The 19,179-nt window shown below is 66.9% G+C and carries 17 protein-coding genes; 11 read left to right on the forward strand and 6 right to left on the reverse strand.

What is annotated here, in order from left to right:
• Nucleotides 1-78: 78 nt before the first annotated feature.
• Both GNX71_RS31265 and purT read right to left on the reverse strand, forming a co-directional pair.
• Nucleotides 79-1,020 carry an alpha/beta hydrolase gene (locus tag GNX71_RS31265; RefSeq protein ID WP_206175989.1) on the reverse strand — a complete coding sequence of 314 codons (942 nt, stop codon included), beginning with the start codon at nt 1,018-1,020 and terminating at the stop codon, nt 79-81.
• Nucleotides 1,021-1,198: 178 nt separating this feature from the next.
• Nucleotides 1,199-2,401, reverse strand: coding sequence for a formate-dependent phosphoribosylglycinamide formyltransferase (gene purT, locus GNX71_RS31270; protein ID WP_206175990.1), 1,203 nt, complete (start codon nt 2,399-2,401; stop codon nt 1,199-1,201).
• Nucleotides 2,402-2,584: 183 nt separating this feature from the next.
• Between purT and GNX71_RS31275 the strand changes: the two genes are divergently transcribed.
• The 3 genes from GNX71_RS31275 to GNX71_RS31285 are packed head-to-tail and all read left to right on the forward strand — an operon-like array spanning nt 2,585 to nt 5,648.
• Nucleotides 2,585-3,433 carry a 3-hydroxybutyryl-CoA dehydrogenase gene (locus GNX71_RS31275; RefSeq protein ID WP_206175991.1) on the forward strand — a complete coding sequence of 283 codons (849 nt, stop codon included), beginning with the start codon at nt 2,585-2,587 and terminating at the stop codon, nt 3,431-3,433.
• 41 nt (nt 3,434-3,474) lie between these two features.
• Nucleotides 3,475-4,290 carry a crotonase/enoyl-CoA hydratase family protein gene (locus tag GNX71_RS31280; RefSeq protein ID WP_206175992.1) on the forward strand — a complete coding sequence of 272 codons (816 nt, stop codon included), beginning with the start codon at nt 3,475-3,477 and terminating at the stop codon, nt 4,288-4,290.
• A gap of 29 nt (nt 4,291-4,319) precedes the next feature.
• On the forward strand, nt 4,320-5,648 hold the full coding sequence (locus tag GNX71_RS31285; RefSeq protein ID WP_206175993.1) for a serine hydrolase: 1,329 nt from the start codon (nt 4,320-4,322) through the stop codon (nt 5,646-5,648).
• A gap of 12 nt (nt 5,649-5,660) precedes the next feature.
• Here the strand turns inward: GNX71_RS31285 and GNX71_RS31290 are convergent, their stop codons facing one another.
• Nucleotides 5,661-6,437 (reverse strand): type III pantothenate kinase, encoded by a 777-nt coding sequence (locus tag GNX71_RS31290; protein WP_206175994.1) that lies wholly within the window; start codon nt 6,435-6,437, stop codon nt 5,661-5,663.
• Nucleotides 6,438-6,571: 134 nt separating this feature from the next.
• Here GNX71_RS31290 and lysM point away from each other — a divergent pair, with 134 nt between their 5' ends.
• The 3 genes from lysM (at nt 6,572) to GNX71_RS31305 (ending at nt 8,240) form a co-directional block, all read left to right on the forward strand.
• Nucleotides 6,572-7,036 carry a peptidoglycan-binding protein LysM gene (lysM, locus tag GNX71_RS31295; protein ID WP_206175995.1) on the forward strand — a complete coding sequence of 155 codons (465 nt, stop codon included), beginning with the start codon at nt 6,572-6,574 and terminating at the stop codon, nt 7,034-7,036.
• A 177-nt stretch (nt 7,037-7,213) separates the two neighbouring features.
• Nucleotides 7,214-7,843, forward strand: coding sequence for a nucleotidyltransferase domain-containing protein (locus GNX71_RS31300; RefSeq protein ID WP_206175996.1), 630 nt, complete (start codon nt 7,214-7,216; stop codon nt 7,841-7,843).
• A complete protein-coding gene (locus tag GNX71_RS31305) occupies nt 7,791-8,240 on the forward strand; it encodes a DNA-binding protein (RefSeq protein ID WP_206175997.1) in 450 nt (149 codons plus the stop codon). Before GNX71_RS31300 ends, GNX71_RS31305 begins: the two co-directional genes overlap by 53 nt.
• Before the next feature lie 93 nt (nt 8,241-8,333).
• On the opposite strand, the gene GNX71_RS31310 is transcribed toward GNX71_RS31305, so the two are convergent.
• Entirely contained in the window at nt 8,334-8,744 is a 411-nt protein-coding gene (locus GNX71_RS31310) for a rhodanese-like domain-containing protein (protein WP_206175998.1), read from the reverse strand.
• A 219-nt stretch (nt 8,745-8,963) separates the two neighbouring features.
• Between GNX71_RS31310 and GNX71_RS31315 the strand changes: the two genes are divergently transcribed.
• The 4 genes from GNX71_RS31315 to GNX71_RS31330 all read left to right on the forward strand — a co-directional run bounded on the left by GNX71_RS31315 (nt 8,964) and on the right by GNX71_RS31330 (nt 14,736).
• Entirely contained in the window at nt 8,964-10,073 is a 1,110-nt protein-coding gene (locus GNX71_RS31315) for a TRAP transporter substrate-binding protein (protein WP_206175999.1), read from the forward strand.
• An 86-nt stretch (nt 10,074-10,159) separates the two neighbouring features.
• Entirely contained in the window at nt 10,160-10,828 is a 669-nt protein-coding gene (locus GNX71_RS31320; RefSeq protein WP_206176000.1) for a TRAP transporter small permease subunit, read from the forward strand.
• The gene (locus GNX71_RS31325; RefSeq protein WP_206176001.1) at nt 10,825-12,774 is read left to right on the forward strand and encodes a TRAP transporter large permease subunit; all 1,950 of its coding nucleotides are present in this window, start codon (nt 10,825-10,827) and stop codon (nt 12,772-12,774) included. Before GNX71_RS31320 ends, GNX71_RS31325 begins: the two co-directional genes overlap by 4 nt.
• A 153-nt stretch (nt 12,775-12,927) precedes the next feature.
• Nucleotides 12,928-14,736, forward strand: coding sequence for a hybrid sensor histidine kinase/response regulator (locus tag GNX71_RS31330; RefSeq protein ID WP_206176002.1), 1,809 nt, complete (start codon nt 12,928-12,930; stop codon nt 14,734-14,736).
• Nucleotides 14,737-14,754: 18 nt separating this feature from the next.
• Here GNX71_RS31330 and GNX71_RS31335 read toward each other — a convergent pair whose 3' ends face one another.
• Nucleotides 14,755-16,788, reverse strand: coding sequence for a PEP/pyruvate-binding domain-containing protein (locus GNX71_RS31335; RefSeq protein ID WP_206176003.1), 2,034 nt, complete (start codon nt 16,786-16,788; stop codon nt 14,755-14,757).
• Between the two features lie 125 nt (nt 16,789-16,913).
• Between GNX71_RS31335 and gorA the strand changes: the two genes are divergently transcribed.
• Entirely contained in the window at nt 16,914-18,272 is a 1,359-nt protein-coding gene (gorA, locus tag GNX71_RS31340) for a glutathione-disulfide reductase (RefSeq protein ID WP_206176004.1), read from the forward strand.
• Here the strand turns inward: gorA and GNX71_RS31345 are convergent.
• Entirely contained in the window at nt 18,269-19,174 is a 906-nt protein-coding gene (locus GNX71_RS31345; protein WP_206176005.1) for a 2-dehydropantoate 2-reductase, read from the reverse strand. The genes gorA and GNX71_RS31345 overlap by 4 nt on opposite strands.
• Nucleotides 19,175-19,179: the final 5 nt, after the last annotated feature.

The following is a 19,179-nucleotide window of genomic DNA, read 5'->3' on the forward strand; positions in this document are numbered from 1 at the left end:
CCTCGTGTTGGCTGGATCGTAGCGGCGCAACCCTGTTGCGCGGCATGCATTTGCGCGGGGACTTTCCCTAGTCCGCCCTCAGCTCGCCGACAGCGCGCGATGCAACTCGGTGGCGCAAAGCGCAACGGCGGTGTTGGCCTCGTCGAGCACCTTGCCCATGGTGATGAAGCCATGGATTTGGCGCTCGAAGCAGACGTAGTTTGCGAGGTTGCCGGCGGCGGTGAGCGCCTCTGCGTAGGCCAGTCCTTCGTCGCGCAACGGGTCGTAGCCGGCGGTGAGCACGAGCGCGGGCGGCAGCTTCGAGAGGTCCGTGTGCAGCAGCGGCGAGGCGCGCCAGTCGAGGTCGTGCTTCGCGTCGGTGATGTAGTGGTCGTGGAAGTACGTCATCGTGTCGCTGGTCAGCAGGTAGCCCTGCCCGTTCGCCTGGTGCGACGGATGGCCGCGACGCATGTCGGTGGCGGGATAGATCAGCAGCTGGAAGGCGATGGGCAGATCGCCCGCATCGCGCGCCGCAATGGCGACCACGGCCGCGAGATTGCCGCCGGCGCTGTCGCCGCCGACCGCAAGACGGCTCGCATCGAGCCCCAGCGTCGCGGCCTCGCGGCGCACCCAGCGCGTGGCCGCCAGCACGTCGTCGACGGCGGCGGGAAAGCGGTGCTCGGGGCCCATGCGGTAGTCGACCGCGACCACCGCGCAACCCGCGCCGTTGGCGAGTTCCCGGCACAGCACATCGTGCGTGTCGAGATCGCCGATGACCCAACCACCGCCGTGGTAATACACCAGCACCGGCAGCGGACCGGCGCCCGAACCGAGCGGCCGGTAGAGCCGCACCGGGATGGTGCCGTGCGGGCCGTCCGCGGCGAGGTCGCGCACCTCAGCCACTTCCGCGGGCAGCGGCTGCGTGGCGGCGCGGCGCTCGCGGTAGAAGGCCCGCGCATCGGCGGGCGAGAGCGTGTGGGTCGGCGGAATGCCGCGTGCCTCGATGAAATCGAGCAAGGCGCGCGCCTGGGGATGCAGCATGGTGTCTCCGGTGGATCGAGCTGACGGGCGCCCAGTGTGGAGCGCATCGCGCATGCGCGGTATCCGCATGCACCCGCCCCTGCACCTCGGCCTCTGGCAAGACCCCGCACCATGCCCGCGCCCTTGCGGCGCGGCTTGCGAAAACTGGCTACGGATGTCGCGTGCGTTTCGAAAGAGCTCAGCCCTTGCGCGGCTTCACGCGCGAGGCGGCTTCCTTGGCGAGCTTGCGCGCCGTGTCGGTGTCGGCCGCGTGCACTAGCGCCACGCCCATGCGGCGCTTGAGAAAGCTCTCGGGCTTGCCGAACAGACGGATGTCGCTGCCAGGCACCTGCAGCGCCTCGGCCACGCCGTCGAAGGCGATGCCGGTGGCGTCGACGCCGCCGTAGATCACCGCGCTCGCGCCCGGGCTCTTGAGCGAGGTGTCGACCGGCAGGCCGAGGATGGCGCGCGCATGCAGCTCGAACTCGTTCTGCCATTGCGTGGCCATGGTGACCATGCCGGTGTCGTGCGGACGCGGGCTGACTTCGCTGAACCAGACCTCGTCGCCCTTCACGAACAGCTCGACGCCGAAGAGGCCCTGGCCGCCGAGGTCGGCCGTCACGGCCTGGGCGATCTCTTGCGCCTTCTGCAGCGCGGCGGGTGCCATGGGATGCGGCTGCCAGCTTTCCACATAGTCGCCGCTCACCTGCACGTGGCCGATGGGGTCGCAGAACTTCGTCTCGACGGCACCGGCTGCGCCTTTCGCGCGCACGGTCAGCAGCGTGATCTCGTAGTCGAAGTCGATGAAGCCCTCGACGATCACGCGGCCATGGCTCACGCGGCCGCCGGCCATGGCGTAGTCCCAGGCCTTCTGCACGTCGGCAGGGCCGTCGATCTTGCTCTGGCCCTTGCCGGAGCTGCTCATCACGGGCTTGACGATGCAGGGGTACCCAATGCCCGCGTCGATGGCAGCTTGCAGCTCGGCCAGCGAGTCGCAGAACTTGTAGGGGCTGGTGGGCACGCCCAGCGTTTCGGCGGCCAGGCGGCGGATGCCTTCGCGGTCCATCGTGAGGCGGGCGGCACGGGCCGTGGGAATCACGCGCACCACGCCCGCGTCCTCGAGTTGCTGGAGCATCGGCGTGGCGATGGCCTCGATCTCGGGCACCACGAGCATGGGCTTTTCGGCCTCGATGAGCGCCTTCAACTGCTCCGGGTCGCTCATGGTGATGGTGCGGGCGTGGTGCGCCACCTGCTGGCCGGGTGCGTTCTCATAGCGGTCGACCGCGATGGTCTCGACGCCGAGGCGCTGCAGGGCGATCAGCACCTCCTTGCCGAGTTCGCCGGAGCCGAGCAGCATCACGCGGGTGGCGGAGGGGGAAAGGGGGGTGCCGAGGGTGGTCATGGTCGAGGTCGAAAAGAGAGAAGAAAAAGCAACCGCCGCACTGTAAGCCACCCGTGAACCCCGTGTCGCATCCGGGAACGGCACCCCGGCGGGGCTGCTTCACAATCGATGTCCTGCCGCGGTGGCCGCCTCGCGCCCACCCGCTCCCCCTTCCCGTTTTTTGTACTTCCAAGGAGTTTTCTCATGACGATCCAGACCGTCGGCATCATCGGCGCCGGAACGATGGGCAATGGCATTGCGCAGGCCTGCGCGGTGTCCGGCGTGAACGTGGTGATGATCGATGTGGCCCAGGCGGCCGTCGACAAGGGCCTCGCCACCATCTCGGGCAGCCTCGACCGCCTGATCAAGAAGGAAAAGCTCACCGCCGAGCAGAAGGCCGCCGCACTCGCGCTGATCAAGGGCTCGACGAACTACGACGACCTGAAGGGCGCGCAACTCGTCATCGAGGCGGCCACCGAGAACCACGCGCTCAAGCTCAAGATCCTCAAGCAGGTCGACGAGCTGCTGGCGCCCGAGGTGATCGTTGCGTCGAACACCTCCTCGATCTCGATCACGCAACTGGCCGCCGCCACCTCGCGCCCCGACCGCTTCATCGGCATGCACTTCTTCAACCCGGTGCCGATGATGGCGCTGGTGGAGCTGATCCGCGGCTACCTCACGAGCGATGCCACGCACGACGCCGTGAAGGCGCTGGCCGAGAAGCTGGGCAAGTCGCCGATCACGGTGAAGAACGCGCCGGGCTTCGTGGTCAACCGCATCCTGGTGCCGATGATCAACGAGGCCTTCTTCGTGCTGTCCGAAGGCATCGCCACCGCCGAAGACATCGACGCCGGCATGAAGCTGGGCTGCAACCAGCCCATCGGCCCGCTGGCACTGGCCGACATGATCGGCCTGGACGTGTGCCTGGCCGTGATGGAGGTGTACCTCGAGCAGTTCGGCGACTCGAAATACCGTCCATGCCCGCTGCTCAAGGAAATGGTCGCCGCCGGCCAACTCGGCCGCAAGACCGGCCGCGGCGTCTACGCATACTGAACCGGCGTTCCATAAAAACAAACAAGGAGACAGGAAACGCCATGACCGCCACGCCCACCACGCCGCCCGTCGAAGGCTGCATCGACACCCAGGTGCTCGACCACGTGCTCCTGATCGGCATCAACCGCCCGGCCAAGCGCAACGGCTGGACGCCGCCGATGTTCAAGCAACTGGCCGAGGCCTACACCCGGCTGGACGACGACCCGAACCTGCGGGTGGGCGTGCTGCATGCCTTCGGCGACCACTTCACGGCGGGCCTGGACCTGCCGGCGGTCACCGAGTACATGAAGCGCGGCGAGAAGGCGATTCCCGCCGGCCTGGTGGAGCCGCACGACTTCGGCCTGCCCGACTATCGCCGCCGCACCAAGCCGATGGTGGTGGCGGTCAAGGGCATCTGCTTCACGGTCGGCATCGAGCTGATGCTGGGTGCGGACATCGTGGTGGCCGCCGACAACTGCCGCTTCTCGCAGATGGAAGTGCAGCGCGGCATCATGGCCACGGGCGGCGCCACGCTGCGCATGGCCGAGCGCGCGGGCGTGGGCAATGCGATGCTGCACCTGCTCACGGCCGACGAGTTCGACAGCGCTGAGGCCTATCGCCTGAACTTCGTGCAGAAGGTGGTGCCGGCCGGGCAGGAGCTCGATGCGGCACTGGCCATTGCGCAGCGCATCGCGGCGCAGGCGCCGCTCGCGGTGGTGGCCACGCGGCTCAACGTGATCAAGGCCGTCGAGCAAGGGCCGCTCGCGGCGGTGTCGGAATTCATCGAAACGCAGAAGCGCCTCTCGAACAGCGAGGACGCGGCCGAAGGCGTGCGCTCCTTCGTCGAGCGGCGTCCCGCGCGTTTCAGCGGTCGTTGATGATGAATTCCACCGGAGCCTTTGTGACCATGTCCCTCTTCCAACGCGCGGCGCTCGCCGCCGCTTCCACACTGCTTGCCGTGAACACTTCCATTGCACAGACGCCCGCGCCCGCCGCGCTGCCCGACCCCGCGGCCACCTCGGTCGACGCGCTCGGCTGGATGAAGGGCTTTCCGCCCCCGCCCGACAAGCAGATCACCTTCGACAACCCGGCCGGCGGCGTGTTTCCGCGCACGCGCTGGAGCTTCTCGCATGTGCGCGAGACGGTGCCCACGGCCAACGTGTGGCGCGGCAGCGGCGCGGCGAGCCCCTTGCCTTCGGCGCCGCGCGACGACATCGAAGCCGTGACCTTCAAGCCGCTCGGCAGCGAAGAGACAGTGACCTTCGCGCAGATGATCCCGCGCACCTACACCGACGGCATCCTCGTGCTGCACCGCGGCCGCGTGGTCTACGAGAAGTACTTCGGCGCGCTCACGCCCGAGCGGCCGCACATCGCGATGTCGGTGACCAAGTCCTTCGTCGGCACGCTCGCGGCGATCCTTGCGGACGAGGGCAAGCTCGACCCATCGGCGCCGGTCACCAAGTACCTGCCCGAACTCAAGGAGACGGCGTATGGCGACGCCACCGTGCGCCAGGTGATGGACATGACCATCGGCGTGCACTACTCCGAGAACTACGCCGACCCGAAGGCTGAAATCTGGGACTACGCGCGCGCCGGCGGCATGCTGACGCAAGGGCCGAACTACACGGGCCCCAAGTCGTTCTACGAATTCCTCGTGACGCTGAAGAAGGAAGGCGCGCACGACGCCGCCTTCGCCTACAAGACGGTGAACGCCGAGGTGCTCGCGTGGATTCTTCGCCGCGCCAGCAACCAGTCGCTGGCCGACCTCTTGAGCGAGAAGATCTGGCGCCGCATCGGTGCCGAGCAGGACGCGTATTTCATGGTCGACCGCATCGGTACCGAGTCGGGCGGCGGCGGGTTGAACACGGTGCTGCGCGACTTGGCGCGCTTCGGCGAGATCATGCGCAACGGCGGCCGCGCGCCCAACGGGCAGCAGGCGTTTTCGAAGGCGGTGGTCGAAGACATCCAGCGCGGCGGCGACCCCGCCAAGTTCGCCAAGGCGGGCTATGCGCTGCTGCCGGGCTGGTCGTACCGCAACATGTGGTGGGTGTCGAACAACCCGCATGGCGCCTACATGGCGCGCGGCATCCACGGCCAGAGCATCTATGTCGATCCGAAGGCGGAGATGGTGATCGTGCGCTACGCCGCGCACCCGATCGCGGCGAATGGCGGGAACGATCCGCTCACGCTGCCGGCGTTCCAGGCGGTGGCCGAGGCGCTGATGGCGCGCCCCTGATTCGTCTTCAGCTCAAACAACGGCGCGCTCGCGAGCGATCACGAGCAGGCCGTCCATGATCAGGCTCTCGACCAGCTCGAAGTGCCCGTTCATGACGGGCGCCATCTTCCAGCCCGCGCCGCCGGTCATGTAGCAGGCCGGCTCGGCGCCGCAGTGCGAGCGCACGTGCTGCACCATGCGCTCGACCGCACCCGCGATGGCATAGGTGCCGCCGCTGGTGAGCGCATCGCTGGTGTTGGTGGGAAATTCGCGCACCTCGCCGGTGGGCACATGCAGGCCGGCGGTGCCCGACTCCAGCGCGCGCAGCATGATGCCGTGGCCCGGCAGGATCAACCCGCCGAGGAACTTGCCGTCGGCGTCGATCGCCTCCACGGTCACGGCCGTACCGATCAGCACCACGACCATCGGCCGCGCCGGTCCTTGCGCGAGCATGCGGTGGCGCGCGCCGATCATCGCCACGAAGCGGTCGGCACCCAGGCGCGTGGGGTGGTCGTAGCCGTTGACGATGCCGGCCTCGCCGGCGCTGGACACCACCCAGCGCGGCGCGCAGTCGAAGCGCTCGACGATCTGCTCTTCGGCGCGGCGCCGCAACGTGTCGCCGGCCACCACGCAGCCGAGCATGGAACCGGGTGCGGGCAGGTCGGCCCAGGGGCCGTCTGCAAGACGTTCGATGTGGTCCAGGAACTCCGCGCCCGAGGCCTGCAACGCGGCGCCCGGATGCGCCCCGTCGTAGAGCGCCCATTTCAGGCGGGTGTTGCCGATGTCGATTGCAAGGAAGGGGGATGCCATGCGCGGGATTATTGCGACTTTGTGGTTATTCCTGCTGGCGCGTGCGTCGCATACGCGGCTTGGGCCTACGCGGGCCTGCGGTGTCCCACCGCTACATTCGCAAATTCCATCCACCACGGCACAAGGAGAACACCATGGGATTGCTCAGTTTCATCAAGGAAGCCGGTGAAAAACTGTTCGGCGGCTCGTCGGCGCAGGCCGCCACGCCCGATGCGAACACGGCGGCCGCAGCCGCCATCAAGACCTACATCGAGACACAGAACCTCGGCCTCACAGGGCTCGAAGTGACCTACGCCGCCAGCAGCGGCGTGGTGACCCTCGCGGGCCAGGCACCCTCGCAGGAAGCCAGCGAGAAAGCCTCGCTTGCCGCGGGCAACGTGGCCAACGTCACGAGCGTGGACAACAACCTGGTCGCACCCGCCGCGCCGCCCGCGCAGTACCACGACGTGGTCAAGGGCGACACGCTCTCGGCCATTTCGAAGAAGTACTACGGCGACGCCAACAAGTACAACGCGATCTTCGAGGCGAACAAGCCGATGCTGTCGCATCCGGACAAGATCTATCCGGGGCAGAAGCTGCGAATTCCTGCGCTGAGCTGATCGTCCGAGACTCCTATAAGAAAAGGCTCACGGCGTGCCCGTGGGCCTTTTTGCTTTTTGCTCGCCGTCATGCGACATGAGCTCTCCCAGCATCGCAGCAATGGCCTTGCCGGGCCGCACCGCACTCGATGTTGCAGGCTTGTCTAATGTCGCCTTATTAGCAACAATCGTCGCCCAATGAGCAACGATTCTTCCCTCATGGACCTCCTGTTCCCCGCCGCGCGGCAGCGCGCGCTGGCAGTGCTGCTGCTGCAGCCGCAGTCGGCCTTTCATTTGCGGGAGCTTGCGCGCCTGACCGACAGCCATGCGGGCACGCTGGCGCGGGAGGTGGACAAGCTGGCGCGCACCGGCCTGCTGCTGCGCAGCGAGCAAGGTAATCAGGTGCGCTACAACGCCAACACGAGTCACCCTCTGTTCGACGATCTGGCGGCAATGTTTCGCAAGACGCATGGCGTGGTGCCGGCTGTGCGCGAAGCGCTGGCGCCGCTGGATGCGCAGATCCAATTGGCGTTGGTATTCGGCTCGGTGGCGCGCGGCACGCCCTCGCCGGGCAGCGATGTGGACCTGCTGGTGCTGGGCAGCGTGGATTTCATGACGCTGGCACAGGCGGTGTTTCCTCTGCACACGGCGCTGGGCCGTGAAGTAAACACGGTGCTCTACACACCCGAGGAGTTTGCGCAGCGCGCGCGCGATGGCGATGCATTTGCGCGCGACATACTGGCCAAACCAAAATTGCTTGTGAAGGGAAGAGCCGATGAGCTTGCAGAACTTGCTGGCGATCGGGCGGCTGCAGGCCCATCAGCCTGACGCCGCGGGCATCGCCAAACTGCTTCAGGCCGCGCGACGAAATCTGGCCGATGCGCATATTGCACAACTGAGCACCGACAACCGATTCGATGCGGCCTACAAATGCATCATGCAATGCGCGATGCTGGCTTTGTGGGCCAACGGCTACCGCACGTCCACCAGCCAGCCCGGCCACCACCAGACCGCCATCCAGAGCCTGGGCCTGACGATGGGTGTGGCACAGCCGCGGATCATCGTGCTCGATGCACTGCGTCGGCAACGCAATGTGAGCGACTATGAAGGTGACCCTGTTTCCACCGCCACGCTGCAAGCCTGCATCGACCAGGCCGCGCAATTGCTGGCCGGCGCCGAAGCCTGGCTCCGCGCCAATCGACCCGATCTCCTGAGCCCGCCGTGAACACCGACATCGAGAAACGCTTTCTCTTCTAGACGCGGATCGTTCCATTGTTCGGCTTCGGCCGCGAACGCGACACCGGGGACTCGACGCGGCTCAGTTCTGCTTCCAGGGCAACCCGCGCTTGCGCCAGCCACCGATCTGCCCGCGGTGTCCACTCTCGTCCGGATTCCCTTCGAAGCCTTCGAGGATGTTGTAAGCCTCCAGCCCCAGTTCGGTAGCGCGCTTCGCCGCCGCGATGGAGCGCACACCGCTGCGGCACAACAGCACCAGCTTCTTGCCGCCTTCACCCGCAGCACGCACGCCATCGTCGAACGCCGGGTTCAGCGCCATGCCCGGCCACTGCTTCCACGCCAGAGGCACGGCGCCGGGCACATAGCCGACCCACTCGCGCTCGGCATCGGTGCGCACGTCGACCATCACGGCCTCGCCGCTCGCGAGCCACTCTGCGGCCTGCTCGGGCGTCACGTCGCCGGCGTAGCCCTTTTCACCAACGGGTTCAGTCATCTCTTTGCATCCTTCCAATCAATAGGGTTACTTCAGGGGCGACGGTCGTCTTTACCTGGCCCGGTGCCCTCGCCGGATCGTGGAATTTTTCACCAGTTCGTGAAAACCCTGTTTGTCACGTTTTCGCGCGCGCCAAAGATCGGGCTGGGCCTGTCAAACATAACTCGAAGAGGCGGGCAGGGTTTTCGGTCAGTCAGAACTTGTATGGAGAGAGACAACATGACAGAGAGCAAATCACCCCGCCGCCGCAACCTCCTGAAGGGTGCCGCCGTGGCCGCAGGCGCCATGTCGGCGCCGATGGTCAGCATGGCCCAGACCACATCCTTGCGCTTCCAGAGCACCTGGCCGGCGAAGGACATCTTCCACGAGTACGCCAACGACTTCGCCAAGAAGGTGAACGACATGGCGGGCGGGCGCCTGAAGATCGAGGTACTGCCCTCCGGCGCCGTGGTGCCCGCGTTCCAGCTGCTCGAAGCGGTGAACAAGGGCACGCTCGACGGCGGCCATGGCGTGGTGGCCTACCACTACGGCAAGAACTCGGCGCTCGCGCTGTGGGGTTCGGGCCCCGGCTTCGGCATGGACGCCAACACCGTGCTGGCCTGGCACAACTACGGCGGCGGCAAGGCGCTGCTCGAGGAGATCTACAAGAGCCTGAACATGGAGGTGGTGTCATACCTCTACGGCCCGATGCCCACGCAGCCGCTCGGCTGGTTCAAGAAGCCGGTGGCCAAGGTGGAAGACATGAAGGGGCTCAAGTTCCGCACCGTGGGGCTGGCCGTGGACATGTTCACCGAGATGGGCACCGCGGTGAACCCGCTGCCCGGCGGAGAAATCGTGCCTGCGCTGGACCGCGGGCTGATCGATGCGGCCGAGTTCAACAACGCATCGAGCGACCGCGTGCTCGGCTTCCCCGACGTGGTGAAGAACTGCATGCTGCAGAGCTTCCACCAGTCGGGCGAGCAGTTCGAGGTGCTGTTCAACAAGGGCAAGTACAGCGGGCTGTCGCAGGAGCTGCGCTCGATCATCGACTACGCGGTGCAGGCCGCGAGCGCCGACATGAGCTGGAAGGCGGTGCAGCGCAACTCGCAGGACTATGCGGACATGAAGAAGGCCGGCATCAAGTTCTACAAGACGCCTGACGCGGTGCTGCGCGCGCAACTCGCTGCGTGGGACAAGACCGTGGAGAAGAAAGCCGGAGAGAACCCGCTCTTCAAGAAGGTGCTGGATTCGCAGCGCGTGTTCGCCGAGCGTGCGCTGCAGTGGCAGAACGACTACGGCGTCGATTTCAAGATGGCCTACAGCCACTACTTCGGAAAAAAGAAGGCCTGAGCGACCGGTCGAACCGGCCCGCATCAGCCATCCGGAACGCTCCGGGTGGCTGATCTTCTTTTGACGCGCCTTGTCTTCACACCCACATGACCATCCAACGTTTCCTCCACGCCGTCGACCGGTTCAGCATGGTCGTGGGCAAGACCTTCTCGTGGCTCATCGTCGCGCTGATGCTGCTGGTGTGCGGCGAGGTCTTCAAGCGCTATGCACTCAACGCGCCCACCGCCTGGATCTTCGATGCCAACAACATGCTCTACGGCACGCTCTTCATGATGGGCGGCGCCTACACGCTCTCGCAGGCCGGCCATGTGCGCGGCGACTTCTTCTACGGCAGCATGAAGCCGCGCACGCAGGCCGCGCTCGACCTCGTGCTGTTCGCGGTCTTCTTCCTCCCCGGCGTGGTGGCGCTCACCTGGTCGGGCTGGACCTACTTCGGCGAATCGCTCGCGATGCATGAGCAGACCTTCAACGCGGACCCGATCCCGGTCTACCCCTTCAAGTTCGTCATTCCCGTGGCCGGCGCGGTGCTGCTGCTGCAGGGCATCGCCGAGATGGTGCGCTGCGCGCTGTGCCTGAAGACCGGCGTGTGGACGCCGCGCCTGAAGGACGCGGAAGAGATGGACGTGGTCGGCGAGCAGCTCGCCGGCAGCAGCTATGTCGACGAGGCCGACAAGCGCGAGGTGATCGACAAGGCCAAGGCGATCGAGCAGGCCGCACAACAGCGCAAGAGCGATTCGACCGGAGGTGCCGCATGAGCGAACCTGCACTCGGTCTTTCGATGCTCGGCCTGATCGTCGTGGTGATCATGCTCGGCTTTCCCACGGCGTTCACGCTGATGGGCCTGGGCATGTTCTTCGGCTTCATCGCCTTCTACGACCCCGCCTCGCCCTGGCTCGACAACAAGGTCTTCGACCTGATGGTGCAGCGCGCCTTCGGCGCCATGACCAACGAGACGCTGCTGTCCATTCCACTCTTCGTGTTGATGGGCTACGTGATGGAGCGCGGTGCGCTCGTGGACAAGATGTTCCACAGCGTGCAGCTCGCGTTCCGCCGCGTGCCGGGCTCGCTCGCGGTGACGACGTTGATCGTGTGCACCTTCTGGGGCATCGCGAGCGGCCTGGTCGGCGCGGTGGTGGTGCTGATGGGCGTGATCGCGATGCGGCCGATGCTCAACGCGGGCTACGACACGCGGCTCGCAGCCGGCGTCATCACGGCCGGCGGCACGCTGGGCATCTTGATTCCGCCCTCGGTGATGATCATCGTGTACGCGGCCGTCGCCGGGCAGTCGGTGGTCAAGCTCTATGCGGCCGCGATGTTCCCGGGCTTCTTCCTCGCCTTCCTGTATCTGATCTACGTCATCGGCTGGGCCGTGCTGCAGCCGAAGGTCGCGCCCAAGCTGCCGCCCGACAAGCAGCGTGCGCCGATCACGCCATGGGTCGCGCACATCGCGGCCAGCTACTCGCCGCGCATGCTGCCCGCGCTGTTCGCGGCGGTGGTGTCGCCGGCGCGCGCGCTGCGCGGTGCGGCCGAAGGCGTGCGCATCACCTGGTGGATGCTGCTGCGCAGCCTGCTGAACGCACTGGTGCCGCTGGCGCTGGCCGCGGCGACGCTGGGCTCGGTGTGGTGGTACGTGACGATCTACTCGCAGAAGGACAACAACGCGCCGGTGGTGACGGAGCAGCAGGCGACGCAGAAGACCGCGGGAACAGCCGCGCCGCTGCCCGAGGCGTCCTCGTCTGCTTCCTCCGAAAGCGGCACAGGCCTCGCCGAACCGCCGACCGACGACGCGCCGAAGGAAGCCGGATCGGACAGCGGCCTTCAGGAGCCACCCGGCGGCGTCGAGGAGCCCCCCGGCAGCGAAACCGCCTCGCCGCCGCCCACCGCCGAGGGCGGACTTCAACAGCTCGGCGAAGCGGTCGATGCACCGAAGACCGCCGCCGTGCCTGAGGCTTTCTACACAGGCTTCCTGCTCGCCAGCCTCTTCACGCTCGCGCTGCTCGGCTGGTACTACTGGCGCATGGATGCGGAGCAGTTCGAGATCCTGCGCATGCTGGTGTCGTCGGTGATGCCGCTCGCCACGCTCACGCTCATCGTGCTGGGCGTGATCCTGTTCGGCATCACGACCGCCACCGAGTCGGCGGCAGTCGGCGCGGCCGGGGCGTTTCTCATGGCATGGCAGGCCGGCACGCTGGACTTCAAGAAGACCAAGGAGGCGGTCTTCCTCACGCTCAAGACCACCTCGATGGTGTGCTGGCTGTTCGTGGGATCGGCGCTGTTCTCGGCGGTGTTCGCACTGCTCGGCGGGCAACGCATCATCGAGGAGTGGGTGCTGGGCATGAACCTGTCGCCGCTGCAGTTCCTGCTGCTGTCGCAGGCGATCATCTTCATCCTCGGCTGGCCGCTGGAGTGGACCGAGATCATCGTGATCTTCGTGCCCATCTTCCTGCCGCTGCTCGCGCACTTCCAGATCGATCCGCTGCTCTTCGGCGTGCTGGTGTTCGTGAACCTGCAGGCGGCGTTCCTCTCGCCGCCGGTGGCGATGTCGGCCTTCTATCTGAAAGGGGTGTCGCCTTCGCATGTGACGATCAACCAGATATTCGCGGGGATGATGCCGTACATGCTGATCGTGATCCTGTGCATGGTGTTCATGTACATCTGGCCGGGGTTGACGTTGTGGCTGCCGCAGTACCTGTACGGCTGAACGCAAGGAACCCATAGCACCATCAGGTGGCGGCACGGGACCGCGCTGCGTCCAGCCTGCTCGGCGAGCGGGCAGCAAGACCTTGTGCGCTTCCCCCCGGAGCATCGGTGCCGCCTATGATGCGGGCCGGGACCGCCCGCAGGGAAACAGAGCATGAACGACACGACGCCGCCGAGGTACCTGGCGCTGGACACCGCACTCGAGATGCGCGTGCTGCGCGAGCACCTGGCCTCGGTGTATGCGGGACACACGACGGCCATCGCGGCGCACGGTGGCTTCGCCATCGGGATCGGTGTCTTCGGCTACCTCAACGTGGCCCCCGTCTATCGCCCGCTGGTGCTGTGCCTGATCACGGCGATCGTCCTGATGGACCTGTATGCCCTGCTCGCTCCGCGCTGGACCCCGGACGTGCCCCTGGAAAAAAGCCGCCACTGGGCGCGCAAGTACACCCTCCTGATCACGCTGATGAGCATGGTGACGGCCCCGTGCAGTCTCTTTCTCGTGCTCATCCAGAGCCCGGCGGTCACCACCTTCGTGACGGTCGTGGTCATGGGCAGCTGGACCCGCGCCGTGCAGGCACGCTGGCCGCTGAAGGCCGCGATGTTCGGCTACGGCATTCCGATGATGAGCGGGCTCATCGTGGCATTGGCCTGGTGTGGCGGCATGCTGAACTGGTTTCTCGCCGCGTTCTGTGCCGCCAACCTGGTGCTCACGCTGCGCGAGGGCGTCAAGCAGAACAGGCGCCTGACCGCTTCGCTGATCCTGCAGTTCGAGAACGAGGCGCTGGCGGCCCAGTTGCGCGAGCAGGTGGCAGCGACCGAGCGCGCAAGCGCCGAGAAGACCCGCTTCCTGGCCGCCGCAAGCCATGACCTGCGCCAGCCGATGCATGCCATCGCCCTGTTCGGCGCGGCGCTGGGCAACACCTTGCAGCAGCGGCCCGAGATCCGGAGCGTCGAGCGCATGATGCGCGCGGTCGATGCGCTGGGCGCCTCGCTGGACACCATGCTCGACATCTCCCGCCTCGATGCCGGCGTGGTCCAGTCGGCGCCCCGCGCACTGGAACTCGATGCCCTGCTGATCCCGCTGCACCACACCTTCTCGGCGCATGCCGAACGCAAGCACCTGCAGCTGCGCGTGCGCGCCAGCGGCCTGTGGGTGCACAGCGACCCGCAGCTGCTGTACCGCATGCTCTCGAACCTCGTCGACAACGCGCTGAAATACACCGCGAGCGGCGGCGTCACCGTGATCGCGCGGATGCGCGGCGACGACGCGTGGATCGAGGTGCGCGACACCGGCATCGGCATTGCGCCGGAACAGCTGGGCCGCGTCTTCGAAGAGTTCTACCAGGTCGACAACCTCGGGCGCGACCGCTCCCGGGGCCTGGGCATCGGCCTGTCGATTGTCAAACGCCTCTCCCGGTTGCTCGAGCACCGCATCGAGGTGCGTTCCCTCCCCGGACGCGGCACGCGCTTTCGCGTCGTGGTGCCCATCGCGCGGCCGTCTGAAGCGTCGCCGGGCGCTTTCCGGCTGCGCGACCTCGAAGTGCAGGCGCGCCCTCGCCTCGAGGCACCGGGTCTGCGGGGGCGCATCCTGCTGATCGACGACGAGGAAGAGATTCGCGAGGCGATGACCGAGCTCATGAGCGCCTACGGCATCGACGTCGCGGCCGTGGCCGGCGAGGCCGAGGCCGAGGCGCTGTTGACGCGCCCGGACGCGCACGCCCGTCCGATCACGCTGCTGATGTGCGACTACCGACTGTCGAGCGGCGTGGACGGACTGGAGGTGGGCCTGCGCCTGCGGGAGAGGTACCGGCTCGACGCCCCGATGCTGTTGATCACCGGCGAAACCGCGCCCGACCGGCTGCAGCGGGTACGCGCGTCAGGCGTACCGGTGCTGTTCAAGCCGGTGAGCGCGGCGACGCTGATGCATGCGATGGCCGAGCTCTTTCCCGCGGAGGTCTAGTGCGCTGGTGCGCTGGGGTCAGCGCCGCCGCTCCACATACGGTCGTGCCTGCAGCAGCACGATGCGATCGCCCACCGTCGCCCATTCGATGTCCTGATCGACGGCATTGAACGTGCGCTTCACGGCCGCGCCCACATTGGCGAGCCGCACGACGAGCTCATCGGTCAGCACATTGCGCCCCTGCTCCACCGGCACTTCCTTTACGCCGCCGTCCTTGTCCAGCTGCAGCGCCGTCTCTTCCGCCGACCGGCTCAGCACCTGGATCGCCTTCGACCAGCTCGAATACATCACCTGTTCAGCCACGCGCTGCCCCTCGACCACGCGAATGCCGATGCCTCGCTTGGCCGAGATGTAGGTGACGTGCGGATGGCCCGCATCGAACGGGTCGCGCGTGATCATCACGCCCGCGTTGGTGGAGTCGATGGCGGTCTGCACGAACACGCCCATCAGCACCGACTCGGCGCCGAAGCCCGCGGCGCTGCGCGCCTCCCAGGCCTCGGGGTTGAACACCGAGGCCCAGACCTTCTTGACCGCGAGCTCGAGCGCATCGCCGGTCTTCACGTTGGGCACCGTGGTGTAGAGCCCCGCGCCGCTGAAGCCGGGCAGGTCTTCGGAGTTGGACGAGCTGCGCACGAACACGCCGCCACCGCCCAGTTGCGACTGCCATGCGGCGCGCCATGCCGCTGCGGTGGCGGCGTCGACGGGCCATTTCACGATCTCGTCGCGCAGTTGCGCGAGCGCCTTCTGCCGCAGTTGCGGATCGCTCGCGAAACCGGGCTGCTGCTGCATGCGCGCAATGCGATCGGCCAGGCCGTTCGTTCGCATGAACCGGTCGTAGTGCGCGAACGGAATGCAGAAGCCGTCGGGCACGGTGGTCGATGGAATGTGCGCCGCCAGCACGGCGCCGAGGTTGGCGGCCTTGGAGCCGCACTGCGCGCTGTGGCGCGCGCGCAGCGACGCGAGCGGTAGCAGGCGGGTCTCGCGCAGATCGGGCTTCACGGCCCTGTCACTGCCGGGCACCGCACCGGTGGCCGCGGTGCGCACGGTGCGGGGTGGGAGCGCCGCGATTTCTTCCGCAGTGAGGCGGCGCAACTGGTAGCCCGAGGCCGCAACCTTCAACGCCACCCACTGGCCCGCGTGCTCGCGCAGCACGGTTGCGGCGTCACGCACATAGGCGTTCGGAATGCCCCAGCCCTTGGCCAGCAGGTTGACGTGCGAGAGCGCGGTCGATGGCCGTTCGGTCAGCACGCCGGCCACGGGCGGCAGGTTGATCGGCACCTGGCGCAGCACGGCGATGTCGTCGGGCAACAGCGCATTGAGGCCCGATGCATCGTCCACGATGCGCACGCGTCCCGTCGCGGTGCCGAGGTTCATCGGCATGTAGGGCTGCTCGCGGATCAACGCCTCCTGGCTCACGAAATCGATGCCCGCCTCTTTCGCCACACGCTCGTGCAGCGTGGAGTTGGTCTTGAACTTCACGGGCGCGAAGAAGCTCGCCTTCACTTGTGCGTCGGCTTGCTTCAGCAGCGGCGCGGTGAGCTGGTCGCCTTCCCAGAACTCGTAGGTGAAGCTGCCGATGTTCTGCTGCCAGCTCAGCGTGCCGAACAGGAAGCGGCGGTCGGGCACGAGGTAGTTGCGGTCGATCTCGCGTTTGCCCGCGCGCGGCGAGAGGCCGGTGTCCCGCACGAAGCGCACGTGCAGCTGGTAGCGCGGCGTGTCGATGTAGTAAGTGCGCACAGGCTTGGCCTGGCGATCGACGATGAAGAGCACATGGGCCAGCTGCATCGGCGTGCCGGCGTCGTAGACGCGTGCCAGCGTATCGAAGTCGCCTTGGCTGCGCAGCACCGGCAGCGATGGGGGCACCGCGGGGCGCGGCACGAGCTGTGCGGCCGGACCTTCGGGCTGCGGCTGGTTCTGCTGTTGGTAGAAGGAAGGCTTGCGCGCGAGTTGCGCGTCGGCCGGCAAGGGTGCGATGGCCATCGCGCACAACGCCAGTGCCGATAGCCAATTCGGCGCCTTGTCTGTTTGATCCTGGGTGCTGTTGTTCTTCATGGAGTGTCCCTCTCGTTGCAGGGCGAATTCTCGCTCGCGTTCCGATGGGGCGGCATCGTGCCAAGTCCCGCCGGCAGCACTGCCATCGACCGGCCGCTACAGTCGCCCGAAAGGAGCTTCTTCTCATGCCCACATTCGACTTCGACCTCTTCGTCATCGGCGGCGGCAGCGGCGGCGTTCGCGCCGCGCGCATGGCGGCACAAACGGGCGCCCGCGTCGGCCTCGCCGAAGCTGCTGACCTCGGCGGCACCTGCGTCAACGTGGGCTGCATTCCTAAAAAGCTCTACAGCTATGCGGCCGGCTATGCCGAATCGTTCGAGGAAGCCGCGGGCTACGGGTGGAAGCTGTCCGCCGAGCCGCAGTTCGACTGGCCCCACCTCAAGTCGCAGCGCGCGAAGGAAATCGGCCGGCTCAACGGCATCTACGCCTCGCTGCTGAAGAACTCGGGCGTCACGCTGATCACCGGATGGGCGCAGCTGGTCGATGGCCACACGGTGGAAATCGACGGCAAGCGTCACACCGCGCGCCACCTGCTCGTGGCCACCGGCGGCACGCCTTTCGTGCCGGACATTCCGGGCCGCGAGCACATCGTGACATCCGACGCGATGTTCGATCTCGACCCGTTCCCCAAGCGCCTGCTGGTGGTGGGCGGCGGCTACATCGCCTGCGAGTTCGCATCGATCTTCAACGGCCTGGGTTCCAAGGTGACGCAGCTGCACCGCCGCGCGCACCTGCTCACCGGCTTCGATGACGACGTGCGGCAGTTCTTCGCGAACGAGATGGGGAAGGCGGGTGTCGATGTGCGGCTGAACGGCGAAGCCTCGTCGATCGCGCGCGGTCCGAACGGCCTGGTCGTGACGCTCGCGCGCGGGCAGCAGATCGAAGCCGACACCGTGCTCTTCGCCACCGGCCGCGTGCCCAACACGCAAGGTCTCGGCCTCGAGGCGGCGGGCGTGAAGCTCGACGAGAAAGGCGCGATCGCGGTCGATGCGCACTACCGCACCTCGGTGCCGTCGATCTACGCGGTGGGCGATGTGTCCACACGCGTGCAGCTCACGCCGGTGGCGCTGGCCGAGGCGATGGTGGTGGTGGACGAGCTGTTCGGCAAGGGCAAGCGCCGCATGGACTACGAGTTCATCCCGACGGCCGTGTTCACCCATCCGAACATCGGCACCTGCGGCTACACCGAGCTCGACGCGCGCGCGAAGTTCGGCGAGGTCACGGTGTTCTCGAGCGAGTTCAAGTCGCTGCGCCACACGCTCTCGGGCCGCAGCGAGCGCACCTTCATGAAGCTGGTGGTGGACAAGAAAAGCGACCGCGTGGTGGGCCTGCACATGGTGGGCGCGGACGCGGGCGAAGTCGTACAGGGCTTTGCGGTGGCGATGCGCGCGGGTGCGACGAAGGCGATCTTCGACAGCACCATCGGCATTCACCCGACGGGTGCCGAAGAGTTCGTCACCATGCGCGAGCCGATGCCCGGCTAGACACGGGCCTTCTGCTGCTTGCCTTCGAGCAGCTTCACCATCACGAACAGCACGCGGTTCGCGGGCGTGGGCACGCCGAGCGCCTCGCCGCGGCGCACGACCAGGCCGTTGAGGTGGTCGATCTCGCTGAGCTTGCCGCGTGCGAGGTCTTGCGCGGTCGACGAGTACTGCGAGGGCATCGACTGCGCGATGCCGCGAATGGCCGCATCGGTGTCGCCCGGAATGACGACGCCTTCGGCTTTCGCGACGGCGAGGCATTCGGTGACCACGTCGCGGATCACGTCGGCCACGCCGATGCCCTTCACGAGTTCACCATAGGGCAGTTGCGACACCGCCGACAGCGCGTTGTAGGCGCAGTTCAGGATCAACTTGGCCCAGAGCGAGCCGCGCACGTTGTCGGAAATCTGCGTGGGCACGCTGGCGGCGACAAGATGCTGCGCGACCTGCTCGCTGGTGCGCGAGGGCGCGATCACCAGCTCGCCGCGGCCGTGATGCTTCACATGGCCCGGGCCCGCCATCTCCGTGGCGACGTAGACCACGGCGGCAGCCACCTCGTTGGACAGCACCGAGCGCACGCGTTCGTCGTTGTCGACGCCGTTCTGCAGCGTGAGCACCAGCGCGCCGAGTGCGAGATGCGGCTTGATCTGCGCGGCGGCGGATTCGCTGTCGGTGGACTTCACGCAGAACAGCACGAGGTCGGCGCCCTGCACGGCGCTCGCCTCGGTACTCGCGCCAAGGCGCACCTGCTCGTCGAAGGCCTTCGTCTCGAGCCGCAACCCGTTCGACTTCACCGCCTCGACATGTGAAGGCCGCCCGATCAGCACCACCTCGTGGCCCGCGCGCGCCAGCATGGCGCCGTAGTAGCAGCCGACTGCGCCGGCGCCCATGACTGCGACTTTCATCGATT

The organism is Variovorax sp. RKNM96, from assembly GCF_017161115.1.
In the GTDB taxonomy this organism is placed as follows: Bacteria; Pseudomonadota; Gammaproteobacteria; order Burkholderiales; family Burkholderiaceae_C; genus Variovorax.